The sequence below is a fragment of the Microcoleus sp. PH2017_05_CCC_O_A genome (assembly GCF_020738785.1).
Taxonomy (GTDB): Bacteria; Cyanobacteriota; Cyanobacteriia; order Cyanobacteriales; family Microcoleaceae; genus Microcoleus.
The window spans coordinates 87,557-104,895 of sequence record NZ_JAEQCB010000008.1 but is presented as its reverse complement, the minus strand read 5'-3'; the positions used below and the strand labels follow the sequence as shown (position 1 = coordinate 104,895).

Annotated in this window: 19 protein-coding genes; 13 read left to right on the top strand and 6 right to left on the bottom strand. The window is 45.3% G+C overall.

The window, feature by feature from the left end; all coding sequences use genetic code 11:
- The 7 genes from JGK20_RS03155 to JGK20_RS03125 all read left to right on the top strand — a co-directional run.
- On the top strand, positions 1-415 hold a 415-nt coding region (locus JGK20_RS03155), incomplete at its 5' end, for a hypothetical protein (RefSeq protein ID WP_293229334.1).
- Positions 416-693: 278 nt separating this feature from the next.
- Positions 694-1,470 (top strand): hypothetical protein, encoded by a 777-nt coding sequence (locus tag JGK20_RS03150; protein WP_293229332.1) that lies wholly within the window; start codon positions 694-696, stop codon positions 1,468-1,470.
- Positions 1,471-1,579: 109 nt separating this feature from the next.
- Complete coding sequence (locus JGK20_RS03145; RefSeq protein ID WP_293185059.1) at positions 1,580-1,942, top strand: hypothetical protein; 363 nt, start codon at positions 1,580-1,582, stop codon at positions 1,940-1,942.
- Positions 1,939-2,160, top strand: a complete 222-nt coding sequence (locus JGK20_RS03140; protein ID WP_293185057.1) for a hypothetical protein — start codon at positions 1,939-1,941, stop codon at positions 2,158-2,160. The genes JGK20_RS03145 and JGK20_RS03140 overlap by 4 nt, the downstream gene beginning before the upstream one ends.
- Positions 2,161-2,162: 2 nt before the next feature.
- On the top strand, positions 2,163-2,357 hold the full coding sequence (locus JGK20_RS03135) for a hypothetical protein (protein ID WP_293185055.1): 195 nt from the start codon (positions 2,163-2,165) through the stop codon (positions 2,355-2,357).
- The gene (locus JGK20_RS03130) at positions 2,354-2,803 is read left to right on the top strand and encodes a hypothetical protein (protein WP_293229330.1); all 450 of its coding nucleotides are present in this window, start codon (positions 2,354-2,356) and stop codon (positions 2,801-2,803) included. Before JGK20_RS03135 ends, JGK20_RS03130 begins: the two co-directional genes overlap by 4 nt.
- A 218-nt stretch (positions 2,804-3,021) precedes the next feature.
- A complete protein-coding gene (locus JGK20_RS03125) occupies positions 3,022-4,890 on the top strand; it encodes a CapA family protein (protein WP_293229328.1) in 1,869 nt (622 codons plus the stop codon).
- Positions 4,891-5,161: 271 nt separating this feature from the next.
- Here the strand turns inward: JGK20_RS03125 and JGK20_RS03120 are convergent, their stop codons facing one another.
- Both JGK20_RS03120 and JGK20_RS03115 read right to left on the bottom strand, forming a co-directional pair.
- Positions 5,162-6,253: a PfkB family carbohydrate kinase gene (locus JGK20_RS03120; protein ID WP_293185051.1), complete on the bottom strand. Its 1,092-nt coding sequence runs from the start codon at positions 6,251-6,253 to the stop codon at positions 5,162-5,164.
- Positions 6,254-6,556: 303 nt separating this feature from the next.
- Positions 6,557-7,114: a response regulator gene (locus tag JGK20_RS03115; protein WP_293185050.1), complete on the bottom strand. Its 558-nt coding sequence runs from the start codon at positions 7,112-7,114 to the stop codon at positions 6,557-6,559.
- Between the two features lie 1,011 nt (positions 7,115-8,125).
- Here JGK20_RS03115 and JGK20_RS03110 point away from each other — a divergent pair.
- Positions 8,126-9,097, top strand: coding sequence for a lipoyl synthase (locus tag JGK20_RS03110; protein ID WP_293185049.1), 972 nt, complete (start codon positions 8,126-8,128; stop codon positions 9,095-9,097).
- A gap of 124 nt (positions 9,098-9,221) precedes the next feature.
- Positions 9,222-9,368, top strand: coding sequence for a photosystem I protein PsaX (gene psaX, locus JGK20_RS03105; protein ID WP_293185047.1), 147 nt, complete (start codon positions 9,222-9,224; stop codon positions 9,366-9,368).
- A 459-nt stretch (positions 9,369-9,827) separates the two neighbouring features.
- Here the strand turns inward: psaX and JGK20_RS03100 are convergent, their stop codons facing one another.
- On the bottom strand, positions 9,828-10,196 hold the full coding sequence (locus JGK20_RS03100) for a hypothetical protein (RefSeq protein WP_293190404.1): 369 nt from the start codon (positions 10,194-10,196) through the stop codon (positions 9,828-9,830).
- A 78-nt stretch (positions 10,197-10,274) separates the two neighbouring features.
- Here JGK20_RS03100 and JGK20_RS03095 point away from each other — a divergent pair, with 78 nt between their 5' ends.
- Positions 10,275-10,865, top strand: coding sequence for a DJ-1/PfpI family protein (locus tag JGK20_RS03095; RefSeq protein ID WP_293196722.1), 591 nt, complete (start codon positions 10,275-10,277; stop codon positions 10,863-10,865).
- Between the two features lie 226 nt (positions 10,866-11,091).
- Here JGK20_RS03095 and JGK20_RS03090 read toward each other — a convergent pair whose 3' ends face one another.
- The gene (locus JGK20_RS03090) at positions 11,092-11,982 is read right to left on the bottom strand and encodes a sugar ABC transporter permease (RefSeq protein WP_293212537.1); all 891 of its coding nucleotides are present in this window, start codon (positions 11,980-11,982) and stop codon (positions 11,092-11,094) included.
- 59 nt (positions 11,983-12,041) lie between these two features.
- On the opposite strand from JGK20_RS03090, the gene JGK20_RS03085 reads away from it, so the two are divergent.
- The 3 genes from JGK20_RS03085 (at position 12,042) to JGK20_RS03075 (ending at position 14,802) form a co-directional block, all read left to right on the top strand.
- Complete coding sequence (locus JGK20_RS03085) at positions 12,042-12,626, top strand: GNAT family protein (protein WP_293185041.1); 585 nt, start codon at positions 12,042-12,044, stop codon at positions 12,624-12,626.
- A gap of 278 nt (positions 12,627-12,904) precedes the next feature.
- Positions 12,905-13,567, top strand: a complete 663-nt coding sequence (gene purN, locus JGK20_RS03080) for a phosphoribosylglycinamide formyltransferase (protein ID WP_293185039.1) — start codon at positions 12,905-12,907, stop codon at positions 13,565-13,567.
- A 125-nt stretch (positions 13,568-13,692) separates the two neighbouring features.
- A complete protein-coding gene (locus JGK20_RS03075; protein ID WP_293229327.1) occupies positions 13,693-14,802 on the top strand; it encodes a class I SAM-dependent methyltransferase in 1,110 nt (369 codons plus the stop codon).
- A gap of 136 nt (positions 14,803-14,938) precedes the next feature.
- Here JGK20_RS03075 and rlmN read toward each other — a convergent pair whose 3' ends face one another.
- Both rlmN and JGK20_RS03065 read right to left on the bottom strand, forming a co-directional pair.
- Positions 14,939-16,048 carry a 23S rRNA (adenine(2503)-C(2))-methyltransferase RlmN gene (gene rlmN, locus JGK20_RS03070; protein ID WP_293185035.1) on the bottom strand — a complete coding sequence of 370 codons (1,110 nt, stop codon included), beginning with the start codon at positions 16,046-16,048 and terminating at the stop codon, positions 14,939-14,941.
- Positions 16,049-16,159: 111 nt separating this feature from the next.
- Positions 16,160-17,227: an acyltransferase gene (locus tag JGK20_RS03065; RefSeq protein ID WP_293185034.1), complete on the bottom strand. Its 1,068-nt coding sequence runs from the start codon at positions 17,225-17,227 to the stop codon at positions 16,160-16,162.
- Positions 17,228-17,339 lie beyond the last annotated feature (112 nt).

Sequence of the window (17,339 nt, the reverse complement as noted above, 5' to 3'; positions counted from 1 at the left end):
AGAACGCTATCTAATCATTGAATTCAAAGAAAAGCAGCAGCCGCCCTGGGTAATGCCGGACGGCAAACGAGCTCGCAAGCGACAGGTGACAATTCCCGATGCAAAGCGCAGCTTGACTTGGGACAAAATTAAGCTAGCTGCCAAGCTGTACACTAGCGGGCAAAAATTGGTGACGGCGCAACTCAACAACGGCCGTCAGATGCAGGTTTACGCGAACACAGAAAATGAGGGCTTGAACAAAATTGAAGAGTTGCTGGCGCTTTCCACTGCCGAAATTGTACCGAACGGCGTTCGCGACTCGGGCTACACAAATCCAACTGCGCGACGCAGGCAACAGCCTTACATCGTTTATCCAAGCAAGGCCGTCTTGGTATGGCGCAAACGATCGCAGGATTTAGAAGGTCGGGAAGATTAAGGTCGGGAAGATTTGTCCGATCGCGTCTGGGACGAGCAGAGGATCGAGATGGATTTGTGGCCTGAAAATGAACCCATCAATTTACCCGTTCTAGGGTAGCTCAATAAAAATTTACAATAACCGCTATTCATTTATAAAACATTTTGTACAACCCTAGGGTTGTACAAAATGTTTTGTAGCTGGAAGCCACAAGCCACAAGGGTTTTAGGCATTGACAGATTAACACAAATAATTACAATGAAAATAACCCAGCAAATAACTGAAATTTCTCAAAAAACATGAACGACATTACTCTTGCGGAAATGATTGCAGCCATTGAAGATGAAACTTTAAAAGCCTGGTGGGAACAAATCGGAAATCTTCCAGAAGAATTTACGATGTGTGAATTTTTCATGAAATCGCTGCATGCGTGTTCAACTGCGGCTGCACTCAAGAATGAAAGTCAAGAAGTGGGGCAGAAAATTCTCGGTTATCCGGCAGCAATTAATGGAGCTGTAGAAACCAGCAAAAACAATCATTTGTTTGACTTTCGGACAACTTGCAGTTGCATTCCCCGCGTAGCAGATTTTCTTGACATCAAAAGCAGAAGTTACACTCCGAGCCCCGAAGATGTGACAGACAGAGCAGGTTACACAAGAAGCTATATCAAAGCAGACGGAAGCACGGGGGAAGTAACAGTTCCAGCAAGTAAAGCGGTTTACCTAGCTTTTGGCCGTCCTAACGCAAGAAAGGTTTCTTTAACCACTGGCTTGAAAACAACTAAGGGAAATAAACGAAAATTATCTTTTACGTTTCCCTCATTTTTGACAGTTGCCGAAATAGCTGATATTTTGGGCGAACTGATTCCCGCTACCAAAATTGCAACTACTGCAACGGTAGGGGCTGGAGAAATTGAGCCTTTTTTCTCAATTAAAGGCGGAAGGACTTATCCTATTGCCTCTGCAACTGTTGCAGCAGCCTCAGCAAATCCAGATGTTGCTACCACAGAAACCGAACAAGCAGCTACTGCAACTGGAACAAAAAGCAAGAAGAAAAAACCTAAAGCTACACCCTAACTAACAAGTATTTGTATGGCGGTACGGCGATATGTACGTACCGCCCGAGCAATTGGAATGATACAAAGACGATTTCAAAGGGGTCGAGGAATTTCTAATTGATTAGTAAATGAGTCTTGACAACCAGTCTAATTGGGAAGTTATTTACAGCGGTACGCATTCTGCTGCGGTAGGGCTAGAACAAGGTATTGGCAGGATTTTGATTCCGGGATCTTTTTCTCAGCACATCATTAGGGCTTATGCCAGTTCTTCGGTGGCAAAGCCCCGCTGGTGGCTGGGAGGAACTTTAACTCAAGTATTGAATAATGGTAGTGCTCAGGTTGACTTTGAAGGGTCACGCTGGCAAGTGCCTCTAAATAGAACTACGCTAATTTCACTTCCTGAACTCACTGGGGAATATCGGATCAAGTTTGAGCCTGCGCCGTGGCACAAGCAAATTCAGTTAACCCTTGAAATTTACAATAGCCCATGAATTTTACTTCTACTTTACTAACGATTGATTTGGCTGTAGTAAGCTGCATTCTTGGGTTGATGGTCTTAGTCTGGAAGTCTCTAACGGAAATCCAAAAAGGGGCGGTTGCTGTTGCTAAGCATCAGACAGAAATAGAGAAAACTCTAGAATTTCACGAAAAAAGACTGGATAGTGTTGAGCAGTGGATTGCAGGAAATTCTGGATTGAGAGAGCGTTAAGAATGCCAAGAATTACTGCCAGAGCTTTACTCGCAGTTCCAGATCCAACTTTAATAGAGTTGGTTGATGCGATAGCTAAATTGTCCGAGGACAAAGGTTATTTGCAGGGAAAACAGGGATTTACAGAGACGATCGGCGAAACAGACTATTTGATTGGTGCACTGCGCGATCGCATTATAGAAATTCAAAGCAAATGACACCACACAAGCTGATTTTTACAATGCAGTTAAAACCTGCCACTGAGCTTTTGTACGGCAACCTCAAACTTGTTTATCCGGACGGAAAGCCGATCGACTACCTTGCAACTTCCGGCTGCGCGGGCTGGCAACAGCCTGGGGACGAATGGGAGCGTGGCAAGGGGCCGATACCGCAAGGATTCGATTATGAAATTCCTACAAGGCCTTATTGGTCGGACACCCGCGGCATAGAGGGGCTGTTTTTCCACATCACCCCCGATCCGGTTGTCTCTCCCGGCGGGCGAACTCGATCAGAGTTAGGAATCCATTTCGATGCCAACGTTCCCGGCTCTGCTGGGTGCATTGTGCTGAGAAATCGATCTGGATGGAAAAGATTTTGCGAGCGAATGGAGTTGCTGGCGCGATCGGGCGTTGAACAGATTCCGTTGAAGGTGGTTTACTCGTAAGTCATTGGGGATTCATCTTAACGGGTACTCGGACAAGGGGGATTTGTAGCGGCAAGGAGAAATCTGGTTTTTGAGTGTATTTCGGGCTGCGACACCGAATGTTTTCAGTATGTTTATTTGTACCTAGTTAGTTAAGTTCAGTCGATCGGCATTTAATCGTGTTTCGCAAATCTGATATAAGATCGAGCTAAATTTCTCGTGTGAGAGTAGAGGCATTTGTGAGCCAACAAGATATCTTAAATTTAGCAAAAGAAGGCGATGCCAGGGCGATCGCATTTCTGATCGGCCAAGCACTCCAAACCTTCGGCGTCACGGCTAAAGGCAGCTTGGAAAATAAAACCCTGCACCTCCTGCTGGAAGCAGAACAATTGCCCGCAGAAGAAGCCTGTCTCCGAGTCGCAATCAAAGGGTTGCAGCGACTGCAACCAAATAACATTTACGGATTAACAGTGTACGGGCGGCGCGAAGGCGAGCAATTGCCCGCTTGGACTCAGACGGTAGAATTAAAACAACGCTTGGCTAGTGCACCGGCAACCGCAGCCGCATCAGTGAGTGTAGCCACACCCGTAACCGTAACCGCACCAGTGAGTGTAGCCCCTGTCAAAATTCCTGTAGCTGTCGCCAGTGTACCCACTGCCCCAATTCCTGTAATTTTGCCCAAAATAGAAACACCTCAAAATATCACAACCCCACCCATTCAAATACCAGAAAAATCCCCCCGCAAATCCTATAGAATCCCAACTCCCAAAACCACAAACCAACGCCAACAAAAGCCATCACAGCCGCCAGATACAATCCCAACTCCCAAAGCCACAAACCAACGCCAACAACAGCCATCACCGCTACCAGATTTAGCCCGTCGTAAAACTAAAAAATCTTGGCTGTCAGTCGGTACTCTCAGCCTGATTTTCGTACCGATAGCAGGCTTTGTACTCGGTTCTCAATTCAATAAATCCTCAAGCACCGCTACAATTAACCATGTCATCTCAAAGCCTGCGGTACAAAAAGTAGGCGCGGCAAAGCCATCCCGCAAGGAATCTATCCTAGCGTCAGCATCCGCCGCCAAACCCGCATCGCAATCACCATCCCAGGCAGCAAAAATACCTGCAAATTTGCCCGCAACTGTCAGCATCAAAGCAGTTGGCGACATGATCCCCGGCACCAATTTCCCCTACAATAAACTCCCGGAAAATAAGGAGCGTTTATTTGAATCGGTAAAATCCTACCTACAAGGAGCCGATATTCTGTTTGGCAATTTTGAAAGCACGATGACCGATTATCCTTACAGTTCCAAAGGAGGCGGCGGAGGAATGCTGTTTGCCTTTAGGACGCCTCCGAGTTATGCCAAAATCTTCAAAGATGTTGGTTTTGACATCTTGAATATTGCCAACAATCACTCCTACGATTTTAACGAGCAGGGATTTAAGGACACGATCAAAAACATCGACAGCAACGGCATGAAGGCTGTTGGCAAAAGAGATCAAATTGTTTATCAAAATGTCAAGGGCGTCAATGTTGCTTTTATCGGTTTCAGCAACTACGGCGAAGTTCACAATTCCTTGCTGGAACTGAAAGCGGGGGCAGAAGTTGTCAAAAAAGCGAGGCAAAAGGCTGATATTGTAGTCATCTCAGTTCATGCTGGAGCTGAAGGAACCGGAGCTCAGAATGTGAACAATAGAAATGAGTTCTTTTACGGAGAAAACCGGGGAAATATGGTGTTGTTTTCGCGGACGATGATTGATGCGGGAGCAGATTTGATTTTGGGACACGGCCCCCACGTTACAAGAGCTTTGGAACTTTACAAAGGGAAATTGATCGCGTATTCCCTGGGCAATTTCATGGGTTATCGCACTTTGTCCACAGCCGGAGCACTGGGACAATCTCTGATTTTGGATGTAAAAATGACTCCAAAAGGGGATTTTGTTTCTGGTAAGATTATCCCCATCGAACTTAGCAGCCAAGGTATTCCCTCAGTGGATGAAGATTTTCGGACTGTGGGGTTGATTCGCCGTTTGACAAAGAGCGATTTTCCTAATACTGGTTTGATGATTGATGACAAGGGACAAATTTTGAAGAAGAGTAAGTAATTATTGGGAATTGGGAATTGGGCATTGGCCAAACAGGTCATTGGGAATTAGTGAGTAGGGTGCGGATCCTTCACAAATTCCCAAAGAAGATAGACAATCTCATGGATCCGCACCACATAATATTCAGGTGCGGATCCTTCACAAATCTCTGCTGTTCTATCAAAAAATTCACAGCGACGCACCCTACAAAATGACTAATTACCAATCACCAATTACCAATTACTAATAACTAATAACTAATAACCAATAACCAATAACCAATAACTAATAACTACTCATAAACCATTGCTTTCAAAGCTTCTTTCATTTCCTGTGCTGTCGTCGTCGCCGTACCGAATTGACGCACGACAATGCTAGCGGCCAAATTGCCCAAAACTGCTGCTTCCCAACCGGATGCACCGACGCACAAAGCTAAAGTCATTGCTGCTACGACTGTATCTCCAGCACCAGTTACATCGAAGACATCAGTCTTGTTAAAAGGGGGAATATCCCAGCTTTGAATGGCAAATTCCCCGTTTTCACAAGTGGATGTTGGAGGGGGTGAATTTTTGATTGGTTCAACCTTCACCCTTTCAAACAAACTCATCCCTTCTTCGCCGCGAGTAATCAGGATTTTTTGAGCTTGAGTTAAGTTCAATAAATCGCGTCCTGCTTGCATTAAAGTTTCAGGGTTTTTGATAGCATATCCGACTGCTTGCTCGGCTTCCGGTAAGTTCGGAGTAAACAGCATCGCTCCAGAATATCGCTGCAAATTTGTTTGAGCGTCTACAATTGTTTTGCCGGGAACCACTGCCGATTCGATCGCCAAACGAGTCAAAACTCCGTCGCCGTAGTCGGAACAAACCACCGCATCGACTGTCGGAATTTGCTGCCGGATGTAGTCTGCTAATTGCAATTGCAAGTCTAAATCCGGCAACTCGTCAGATTTGCGATCGACTCGGACAATTTGTTGAGTCACCGACTGCCGCGCGTGCCCGGAAATGCGAGTTTTGGTAACGGTTGGACGCTGCGAATCGATTAAAATCCCAGCCGTATCAATTCCCGCCGCCTCAAAAATACCGCACAAAGCCTTTCCCTGGTCGTCTTTTCCTACCAAACCAGCAACTTTTACTTTGCCTCCCAGTTTGGCTAAATTGTAGACAGCATTTGCGCCACCTCCGGGTAATTGCCGAGTATTCTCGTAGCGCAAAATCAACACAGGTGCTTCGCGGGAAATTCGCTCTACTTGTCCGGTAAGAAACTCGTCCAAGGTCAAATCTCCGATCGCTAATACCTGGGCTCGATCGAAGCAGTCTAATCTTTTCAACAATTGCTCAGTTGAGGCACGCAGTTGAGGCAAAAAATCGGAATAGTCGTTAGTCATTAACCAAAAAAATGAGACTGAGGAGTTGATAGTTGAGCGTGGCACGAGCGGCAATTAAAAAATCTTAATAAAGATTAATAATTGATTTCCTCCCTGGTTTGATTTTTAACTTTTAATTGATTTTCCCACTGAGATTGTGAGAAATCGGTTGCAGGCGGTTGGCTATCGCGCGCGATCGACAAATTTAGCAAAAAAACTGCGGAGAGAAGGAACCCATTGAAATAAAGTGAGAAAGTTTCACCGTGTAGAAGTTTCCTTCTACATGAGTGTCTTCTGCACGAGTACCTGTAAAAGACCGCAGAATTATTTCGATTTCATCTGCTTGATGATCGTAATCACCTGAGTCATTTGTTTTTTGAGTGCATCAATTTCCGCTTGCATTTTCGCCATTTGCTTAGTCATCACCTGAATTTCGGCAGCACCGGCTCCAGAACTCGGTACAGCAGTGGCGGCGGCAGGGGCTTCTGGTACTGGTTTCTTTTTAGCCAGTACCATCGCCGATTTGATCGCCTCGGTTAGCTGCTTTTTCTCAAAAGGTTTAGCGATGAATGCAAAGAAATGCTTCTCGAAGGGTTTTGGAATTTTCTCCATCACCTCTTCTTCGCGCCCCGACATGATCACCAAAGGTATCTTGCAAAGCACCGGATGGGCTTGCACTTTTTGATACACTTCCCAACCACTGACTTTGGGCAGTAGGAAATCTAACATAATTAGATTCGGTCGGGCTTCACGGATCAGTTTGAGTCCTTCTTCGCCGTCTTTTGCTTCTAGAACTTCAAAGTTACCTTGAGGTAACATCTCTCGAACTCGAACGCGGATGACTTTACTGTCATCGATTACCAAGATTTTTTGACCAGCCACGACTGACTCCTTCAGTAATGAGTGTTGAGGGTCTCAGGGCCATTGAGAGCCACTGAGATTTTTTGAATAGATCGGAAACCAATTTCAAAGGCATTGTCAAGGTGCCTCGCTTTGGCTAAAAACAACTATCTTTCGATGCTGCAATCGCGCTTACGTTATCCTTTTCAAATGCTTTCTCGGTCTATCACTTTGGCCAGTTCGGTACGCTTCCCATCCTGCTGTTACTTGCTCTTTTTGTTTAACGCCCCAATGCGTTTACTAAGTGGCCGGAATTTCTCCGTACTAGGATAGTTCGTTACGCAGACAGATTTACTTACTTGCCTCTAGATTTTGACACTCTCCGACTATAGTGGAACGGAGATTCTTAAGAAACAGCCTTGCGATTGTTCTTAAAGGCGCTGTCAAATCGCCGCTACACGTTCAACCTCACTGACTTTCGCCACGATCGCCATGAGCATTACGTCTACTTTTTTGCTTTATGCTTTCGTTCGCACTTTTCAACACGAAGCCAGTTCGGTACGTTCCCCATCCTGCGTTGCTTGGCTGTGCTGCAAGTCTTTCCCAGTCTAAAATGCTGAGGGTGTCTTACTGCCTGGAATTTCACCGTTCTAGGAATGGTTCAGCAAGTTGATACGCCTACTTGTTTAGCACAATTCAATTCTAATCTAGAGTAATGGCAGCCTTCAAACGGCTGCTGCTGCGTTTCATCCCCGGCTTGAAAGACCGAGGTTTGCGCGTGATGCGCTATAGACTACATACCACGGGGACTAAAGTCCTCCGAGTCGCTTTCCTCTCAGGACTGAATGAAGTCTCTGAGTTTGCCGCTTCCCGTGTGGTCTTGTGATTTGCAATCTTTAGTATATCCCTAAGAGAATTCTACCTAGAATTCTGAACGAGTTTAGTTTAGCTGCAATTGATCCGGATTCTGATTTGGGGTCAGATTCCTACAAGTTGAGGGACTTTGATTTCGGATACGATCGCATATATTAACTCGATCGCTATGCAGATTTTATGTCGCCCCAAACTCCTCAAACTCCTACTGTCAAAGCAACTGCCGCTCAAATGCGGAGCGAAATCGAGGCGATGCCGGATTGGCTGCGACGGCCGATTGGCAAAGCTAGCGAACTTTCCGCAGTGCAGAAAATTATCAAACAGCGGCAAATTCACACGATTTGCGAGGAAGGCAGATGTCCCAACCGGGGCGAGTGTTACGCCCAAAAAACGGCGACTTTTTTGTTGATGGGGCCGACTTGCACCCGTGCTTGTGCTTTTTGTCAAGTAGATAAAGGTCATTCTCCGATGCCCCTCGATCCCGAGGAACCGCAAAAGGTGGCCCAGGCCGTGCAATTATTGGGTTTGCGCTATGCGGTGCTGACTTCGGTGGCGAGGGACGATTTGCCGGATGGAGGGGCGGGTTGGTTTGCGTTGACGATCGCCCAAATCCGGCACTTAAACCCCGATACTGAGGTTGAGGTACTAACGCCGGATTTTTGGGGAGGCATCGGTAGGGGCGGTGCCCCCGTGCCCGCCCCCGGGGAGAATTCCGGGCTTGATGAGTTGCAGCGGGAGCGGATTCGGACGGTGGTGGAGGCAAAACCGGCTTGTTACAACCACAATATTGAGACGGTGCGCCGATTGCAAGGGCCGGTGCGGAGGGGGGCTAAGTACGATCGCTCGATCGACCTTCTGCGTATCGTCAAGGAATTTGACCCAACTATTCCCACCAAATCCGGTTTGATGTTGGGGCACGGGGAAACCGAGACCGAGATTGTGGAAGCGATGGCCGACTTGCGGGATGCCAAGTGCGATCGGCTCACCCTCGGTCAATACATGAGACCATCTCTAGAACACCTCCCAGTCCGCAAATACTGGACGCCAGCCGAATTTGACCGTTTCGGGTCGATCGCCCGCGAGATGGGGTTTGAGCGAGTGCGATCGGGGCCCCTAGTCCGCAGTTCCTACCACGCCGGAGAGAGCCATTGAAATCAATCTGAATTCAACTCGGTATCAAGTCCTAGTTACAAAAAATAACACTCTTAGATTGTGTCATGTGCGACGCTCTCTGCTATTTGTGAATACAGTGACTTGTGAATTAGGAGCTTGAATTATGGCAGACATAGCAAAGAACCAATTAAAATCCGACTCCGTGATGAAAACGGGCAAATTCCCTTACACCTTTCGCGCAGCCTGGTTTTTGGGTCTGTTAGGTATCAATTTGCTGGTTGCAGCCTATTATTTCCATATCATTGAATAGTTCTGCAAGTTGACTTTGAGCAGACCCTGCTTTTGGGTAGCTCAAAGTCGGAGAGAGGGAGAGGGAGAGGGGAAGAGTGGGAGAGTGGGAGAGTGGGAGAGTGGGAGAGTGGGAGACTTTTTCCTTCTTACTACTTACCTTTTCCTTCTTACTATAGCGGTTCTCAGAAAGATGAGGTACGTTGTTGGGCTTCAGCCCTTTTGGTTTCAGTGGTTATATAACCTGTCAGTCATACCTCACCTTTTTGAGAAAGGCTATATTTCCCTCTTCCTTCTTACTATTTCCTTCTTCCTTCTTCCTGATGAATAATGACTAATGACTGCTGTTCGCGAGCGGGGACGATCGCACTTCTGACTAATGACTAATGACTGCTGTTCGCGAGCGGGGACGATCGCACTTCTGACTAATGACTAATGACTGCTGTTCGCGAGCGGGGACGCTCGCACTTCTGACTAATGACTAACGATTTCTTGATGCTTCTAACTTAGACAACCGCTCTTGAATTTTGAGCACATCCTGCTTAGTTTCAATTGCCAAAGTTGCTAAATTGTCAAACATCGGATCTTCCGAAAGCATTCTAGGATTTGTCCGGCTCGAACTCGGACGGTTCGGAGACTGAGGCCGATTAACTCCAGAACCTTGAGACTGCAAACTGTTGATTTGTCCGCGGAGTTCAGCAATTTGACTTTCTAATTGAGTAATCCGAAACTCTAATTGACTGGTCAATTGAGCCGGGGTAAAAATTGGCGAAATAGTAATTGCTAACGCGCAAACAAGACACAAAAAACCGATTTTTATGGCGTCGCGATGGCGAATATTTTTCGGCATAGCTTTAATGATTTAAATCATAGCATTTATACTCTAACAAATCGCTGCTATTTTTGACCTCTATCAGAAGTATGTGTTATGCCAACTAGGAACGTAGTTATTTTCATGTTCGATGATGTCGAGGTACTGGACTTTGCCGGGCCTTTTGAAGTGTTTTCGGTGACATCAGAATTAAATAAGGATTCACGACCTTTTGCAGTCTCTACCGTAGCCGAAAATCCCGGTGCAGTCAGCGCGCGCAACGGTTTGAGCGTAAATCCCCATTGTACTTTTTCCGATTGTCCGCCACCCGATATTTTAATTGTACCGGGAGGACTAGGCACGAGAAAGTTAATCGATAATTCAGCCGTGATTAACTGGATAAAAGATTGTTCGCAAACAGCAGAATTAGTGCTTTCTGTCTGTACGGGTTCGCTGCTGTTGGCAAAAGCTGGCTTGTTGGAAGGTTTGGCCGCAACTACACACCATGGGGCATTGGATTTGTTGAGAGAATTAGCTCCGAATACAACTGTTGTTGAAAATCAGCGATTTGTCGATAACGGCAAAATCATTACATCTGGGGGAATTGCTGCGGGAATTGATATGTCTTTGCACGTTGTCGGCAAGCTTTTGGGAACAGCGCAAGCCGCACAAACAGCAGATCATATGGAATATACAATTAATAATTGATAATTGGGAATGGAGTATAAAAATTAGGTACGTTGTTGGGCTTTAGCCCTCTTTATATATACGTCGAAAGAGGGCTAAAGCCCAACAACGTACCTTTGTGTGTAGTTGGGCTTGAGCCTCCTTTATATATACGTCGAAAGAGGGCTAAAGCCCAACAACGTACCTTTGTGTGTAGTTGGGATGCGAACCCTCTTAATTTGACACTAATAGCTGTGTTCGTAGCTAGTTAAGAATCTTCGCCCCAAACTCGAAGCTGAATATAAACTAATATCAAAGCTATCGCCATCAGAAAAGTTGCTGCTGCGGCTGCATAGCCAAAATCGAATTGGGAAAAAGCTTGCTCGTAAATATAATAAACTAGCAAATTAGTAGAGTTCAAAGGGCCGCCGCCGGTGATGACATAGACTTGCTCGAAACTGCGTAGAGTAAAAATAGCTGTAGTAATGGTAGCAAATACTAAAGTCGGCCGCAAACCGGGTAAAGTGATGTGCCAAAATTGCTGCCAACCATTAGCTCCATCCAATTCTGCTGCTTCGTAACGATTTACCGGAATTGCTTGCAATCCTGCTAAAAATACTACCATATTAAAGCCTAATTGTTTCCAAACACTGAGCAGAATTATGACTGGCATTGCCCAAACTGTGCTGCTGAGCCAAGGAATTGGATTTAAGCCGATCGCCCTTAGCATATCATTCACCGGGCCTTCGGTCTGAAACAACCACCGCCAACCCAAGCCAACAGCCACTAGAGAGGTAATCGAAGGGATAAAATAAGCAGTGCGGAGAGCTCCTCGCCAAGCAAACGAGCGATTTAGCAAAACTGCCAAACCCAACGGAATTATTAAACTAGGAATGACTGTCGCGGTTGTAAAATAGATCGTGTTTTGGAGAACTTGCCAAAAATCCGGATTTGTGAGCAGGCGCGAGTAGTTATTGGCGCCAATCAAACGCACTCCCGACTGGGTAAAGCTGCCTCTGGTAAAGCTAAGGTAGAATAAATAGGCGATCGGCCAAATCAAAAAAGTACCCAGAAACAGTAAAGCTGGGGCCAGAAATGTCCAAGCTGCGATCGACTCATTGTCCAACCAGTTAAAACGCCCAGATTTTATCGGAACCATTGGCTTGTAAATTTTAGCTTTTAGTTTTAAATGGTATCACAATATAGGTCAATGTCAAAATGAAATTGCTCGATATATTAGCAAATATACCCACTATAGAAACTGAAAGGCTCCTGCTCCGAAAAATCACTTTAAATGATGCCAGCGATATGTTTGAGTATGCTTCCAACCCGGAAGTCTCCGAATACACAATGTGGTCAACCCACACCTCCATCGAAGACACTAAATACTTTCTTAAGTCTCTGACAAAAATGTACAAAAGAAAAGAGCTTGTAGATTGGGGAATTGTCCACAAAGCCGAGAAAAAGTTTATCGGGACTTGCGGATATGTGGAATGGAGCATGACGCACAGCCGCGCGGAAATTGGCTATGCACTTTCTGCGAGATATTGGAGAGAAGGATACATGAGCGAGGCTGTCAATGCAATTATTGAATTTGGCTTTCGGGAGATGTTGCTAAATCGAATTGTGGGTAGATGTGAAGTTAACAATATTGCTTCGGCGAGGGTGATGGAAAAAGTGGGGATGCAGTTGGAAGGGATTTTGCGACAGCAGCTATTTGTCAAGGGCAGATATTGGGATCTGAAAATTTATTCGCTTCTGAGGGAAGAGTTTTTTAATGGTATTGTTGTAGAATCTGATTGAATGTTTTTCAGGCTATTTAAACAGTTGACAGTTGACAGTTGACAGTTGATAACAATTTTTTATGAGGCTGCTCCCAAATCCGATCCCCCCCTAACCCCCCTTAATAAGGGGGGGGACAAGATTTTTCTCAAAGTCCCCCTTCTTAAGGGGGATTTAGGGGGATCCGATTCTATGCAACTTCACATTAAATTGGTATGACAGTTAACCAACAACCAACAACCAACAACCAACAACCAATAACCAATAACCAATAACCAATAACCAATAACCAATAACTTATGACGGTTAACCCAGTATCTACTAATTCCACTGCCAGCCTGATTTCTCCTGAGATTGGCTTTCCGGCGATCGATCCGACTCATCCACCGTTAAAACTAGGAGTTTTAGCCTCTGGTAGCGGTAGCAACTTCGAGGTAATTGCCGAAGCCATCCAACAGGGACAACTCAACGCTAAAATCCCAGTGTTAATTTACAACAATCCCGAAGCTAAAGCTGTCGCCAGAGCGGAAAAATACGGCATTCCCTCGATTTTGCTCAATCACCGCGATTGCAAAAGCCGCGAAGAATTAGATACAAAAATTGTTAAAACTTTTCAATCCCATGATGTAGAATGGGTGGTGATGGCGGGTTGGATGCGAATTGTTACCAAAGTTTTGCTTGATGCTTTTGCAGACAAAGTTATTAACATTCACCCCAGTTTGCTGCCGAGTTTCCCAGGCATTCGCGCCGTTGAGCAAGCACTCGCCGCTAAGGTGAAAATAACGGGATGTACGGTGCACATCGCTCATTTGGAAGTAGACAGCGGGCCGATTTTAATGCAGGCTGCGGTGCCGGTATTGCCTGATGATACGCCAGAAACGCTGCACGCGAGAATTCAGGTGCAAGAGCATAAAATTATGTTAGGCGCGATCGCACTTATTGCCGATCGACCTCCTGTTTAATGTCTGAATCTTGGCAGCAGACAATTATACCAAATTTCGCCACCGAGAGCAACCACCGAGGTTATGATTGTCCGTAATGTCGATCGCACTTTTCCGCAAATTGCGCGGTTATCATCGAAAACATTGTGACTAAAAACCCTACCAGTGCCGCATCTTCCCCAGAATTGCCTGTCAGCGACTCGCCCGAAACTGGCCCGCCGCTGACTGATTCTAATAGCCTGAAATTAATTCTCAAAGAAAGACTCAAAAAGAACATCGGCATCAAGGGAGAATTTTATCTACCTTGTTTGCCATCAATGCTAGACGACTATCTAAAATTACTCTCAGACTTCTTAAAAGTTCTCGGACAAAACCTCGACGCTGCCCAAACCGAAAATTTGCGAACATTAATCGCTAACGCCTTAACAGAAGGATTCAAAAATTCTCCCCACGCTAATCTCATCGTCTCATACTTTCCCGCCAATCCCCAAACTGGCTTAGGCGGCGGGATTACTCTGAATACCAAGATTCAAGTCGAATCGATGGCCCAGAAATATCATACCTGGCCGGATATTCGCCCCGAACCTTTATTTGGCAGCCATCCCGATGCTAAAGTCATGGCAATTGTCGCCGAATTAGGGGAACCGGGTAAAGCAGCTATTTTGGATGTCGGTGCGGGCCCAGGGCGCAATAGTCTGCCTTTAGCTAGGTTAGGACATTCCGTGGATGCGATCGAGCTAACGCCGATATTTGCCGAAAAACTCTCAGCAGCAGCCACCGCCGAAAAGTTGCCGATTCATGTCATCCAAGGCGACGTTTTAGATCCTTTATTGAGGATGAAAACCTATCGGTACAAATTAGCGATTGCTACCGAAGTTCTCTCGCACTTCCGCTATCCCGAACAAATCCGCTTATTTCTCGGCAAAATGTCCGATGCTGTGTTAAGTGGCGGGTTTATCTTGTTCAGCACTTTCTTAGCTGTAGATGGCTATGAACCAGATGAGATGGCAAAACAAATGTCAGAATTGTGTTGGTCTTATTTAATTACCAGACAAGAATTGGAAGCAGCTATCGAGGGTTTACCGTTAGAAATTATTGCCGATGAATCGGTGATTGAATACGAACAAAAACATTTGCCTGATTCTGCGTGGCCGCCGACGCCTTGGTTTGTCAGTTGGGCGAGTGGGCGCGATTTATTTCCCGTGCAAGAAACGCCGCCCATCGAGTTGCGGTGGATACTGGTTAAACGCTTGTAGAGTGTGTTGTAATATCATGTCATCTCGCACAAACACAATCAAAAACGTTCGTAGTGAGGACTTTAGTCCGCATCAAATGAGAGAGGACTAAAGTCCTCACTACGAACCAATTTTACCTAACAGTAAAAATCTACTATTAAACCTCCGAAGCCCGCAATTGTCCGCAGGCGGCATCTGCTTCTAAACCACGAGAATATCGCACGCTAACTGCAATTTTCTTTTCCTTCAAAACCGTCACAAAATTGTTAATTCGATTGGGAGTTGGCCGCTGATATTCAGCTTCTTGAATCGGATTGTAAGGAATCAAATTGACGTGACACTGAAAGCCGCGCAACTGACTTGCTAACTCGGCGGCGTGTTCCGGTAAATCATTCACATTAGCTAAGAGTACGTATTCAAAGCTTAACCTACGTCCAGTCGATCGCACATATTCGCGGCATTCTGCCATTAACTCACCCAAAGGATAAGGGTGGGCGCTGGGAATCAACTCTTCGCGCAGTCTTTGATTGGAGGCGTGGAGGCTGACGGCGAGGGTAACTTGCAGTTGATGTTCAGCTAGTTGGGTGATGCGATTGCGGATTCCGACTGTGGAAATGGTGATGTTTCGCTGTCCAATTCCTACGTCTTGATTCAAACACTTGACAGCAGCTACGACATTATCGAAATTCAGCAGGGGTTCGCCCATCCCCATAAATACGATGTGGCTGACTCGGCGGCCGAAATCTTGCTGTACTGTCAAGACTTGATCGACGATTTCGTGTTTTTCTAAGTTGCGCTTGAAACCGCCTTTACCCGTGGCGCAAAAGTCGCAGCCCATCGCGCAGCCAACTTGGGCTGAGACGCACACTGTCAGCCGTTTTTCGGTGGGAATGCCGACGGTTTCAATGATTTGACCGTCTGCTAATTTTAGGAGATACTTTACGGTGGAGTCTGGTGCGACCGATCGCAAATGAATAGTCGATCGCCCGATCGGAATTTTAGCAACAGTCTCGCGCCATTGTTTCGAGAATACAGAAATGTCAGAGATCGATCGCGCCCCTTTCTCATAAATCCACTGATACAACTGTTTCCCGCGATAAGCCGGTTGTCCCTGCTGCTGTACCCACTCCGTTAACTCAGCCAAATTCGCGCCCAACAACGGCGGAATTTTACCAGACTCAACAGCCAAAGCATCAGTCTTGCGAGACTGATTCGCATCCCTGGAATTACCAGAAGAGTACACCTGAGAAACGGAAGTAGGAGACATAGGTCATCAGAAAATTTAAAACCACCCTCTATATTAAAACTTTTCGACCAAAGCTGCCACCTATCGGTGACGAAATTGGCGAAAATAGACTTGGTAAATTTTTTGTGGCACTTAACTTGATGAGGATGACAACTGCTTGCGTAGCTTTCCGCATGGCATCTCTATATACCTATATATTGCATAGGCTAATATCAAGGAAATCAGCATACTTATCGCTCCTTGCAAAACCACATAAACTTGAGGTAAATAAAGATAAACAGCCTTAATTACAGTATGGTGTACTAAATAAAGCGAGTATGAAAGCAAACCGATAAACCGCATCCAATTCCAATTGAGAATTTGAAATACTCCCCAATCGGGAAAACGGATAGCAGCCATAAAAAGACCATGTAGTGCAATACCTTGAATAGTGTAACGCACTGTACTTTCAAATTCACTAGAATCACATATAAACGATAAAATAATTACAGTAATTCCGGCTGGTAGTACGAAATACTTCCACAGTCTATCAGAGCCATAGGGAGCATCTAATACTGGGTTGCCATTGACCGCTAATGCACAGCCAAACAATATACTATCTATTCTCGTATCTGATAAAAAAATGATGCTATTTTCATCTGCTCCCCTGCCAAACACTAGAACACATCTCCAAATTAGAATAGCTAAGCAAATCCCCCAAATAATTAACATTTGCCTTTGGGGACTCACACGCATTTTGAGTAAACTTATGTAGAGAAAAGGGAAAAGACAGTAGAAGTGTTCCTCCACCGCCAGAGACCAATATACCTGAGTACCAGGAGCTACTCCGGAACCACCAAAAAAAGTTACATAATAGTTATAATAATGGAGAGCCTGGCTTAAAAAAGCTGGTAGTTGTATTTCTCCTTCAAGTACACCTATCCAGGTCAAGATAGATGCTAGGAATAAAATTACATAAAACCCAGGCAAAATTCGCAGAATACGTCGTAAATAAAAATGTTTTAAATTAATGAATTGGTTTTGTTCATATTCACGTCTCAGCAAAGTTGTGATCAAATATCCACTTAAAAAGAAAAACACTGTTACACCAAAGGCCCCAGGGAAAATATTCTCGCCCCCTGCATGAGATAAAAAGACAATGAAAAAAGCAATCGTCCTAATTCCGTCCAAGGAAGGAATGTAAAATTTGGATTTTACCATAATTCTTTTCTAAAGAATATTATTTTTTTGATTAGTGCATACTAACACCCATAGTTTTTTTATGTCAAGCCCGACTGATGCTTACAGCCTATCCCCAGTTTATGAAGTGCAG

What these genes read in the sequence shown, in the direction of transcription:
- JGK20_RS03120 (WP_293185051.1), bottom strand. Translation starts at nt 6,253, where the DNA reads ATGACTAACGACTATTCCGATTTTTTGCCTCAACTGCGTGCCTCAACT.
- JGK20_RS03065 (WP_293185034.1), bottom strand. Translation starts at nt 17,227, where the DNA reads ATGGTAAAATCCAAATTTTACATTCCTTCCTTGGACGGAATTAGGACG.
- rlmN (WP_293185035.1), bottom strand. Translation starts at nt 16,048, where the DNA reads ATGTCTCCTACTTCCGTTTCTCAGGTGTACTCTTCTGGTAATTCCAGG.
- JGK20_RS03145 (WP_293185059.1), top strand. Translation starts at nt 1,580, where the DNA reads ATGAGTCTTGACAACCAGTCTAATTGGGAAGTTATTTACAGCGGTACG.
- JGK20_RS03140 (WP_293185057.1), top strand. Translation starts at nt 1,939, where the DNA reads ATGAATTTTACTTCTACTTTACTAACGATTGATTTGGCTGTAGTAAGC.
- JGK20_RS03095 (WP_293196722.1), top strand. Translation starts at nt 10,275, where the DNA reads ATGCCAACTAGGAACGTAGTTATTTTCATGTTCGATGATGTCGAGGTA.
- JGK20_RS03130 (WP_293229330.1), top strand. Translation starts at nt 2,354, where the DNA reads ATGACACCACACAAGCTGATTTTTACAATGCAGTTAAAACCTGCCACT.
- purN (WP_293185039.1), top strand. Translation starts at nt 12,905, where the DNA reads ATGACGGTTAACCCAGTATCTACTAATTCCACTGCCAGCCTGATTTCT.
- JGK20_RS03135 (WP_293185055.1), top strand. Translation starts at nt 2,163, where the DNA reads ATGCCAAGAATTACTGCCAGAGCTTTACTCGCAGTTCCAGATCCAACT.
- psaX (WP_293185047.1), top strand. Translation starts at nt 9,222, where the DNA reads ATGGCAGACATAGCAAAGAACCAATTAAAATCCGACTCCGTGATGAAA.
- JGK20_RS03150 (WP_293229332.1), top strand. Translation starts at nt 694, where the DNA reads ATGAACGACATTACTCTTGCGGAAATGATTGCAGCCATTGAAGATGAA.
- JGK20_RS03090 (WP_293212537.1), bottom strand. Translation starts at nt 11,982, where the DNA reads ATGGTTCCGATAAAATCTGGGCGTTTTAACTGGTTGGACAATGAGTCG.
- JGK20_RS03110 (WP_293185049.1), top strand. Translation starts at nt 8,126, where the DNA reads ATGTCGCCCCAAACTCCTCAAACTCCTACTGTCAAAGCAACTGCCGCT.
- JGK20_RS03100 (WP_293190404.1), bottom strand. Translation starts at nt 10,196, where the DNA reads ATGCCGAAAAATATTCGCCATCGCGACGCCATAAAAATCGGTTTTTTG.
- JGK20_RS03085 (WP_293185041.1), top strand. Translation starts at nt 12,042, where the DNA reads ATGAAATTGCTCGATATATTAGCAAATATACCCACTATAGAAACTGAA.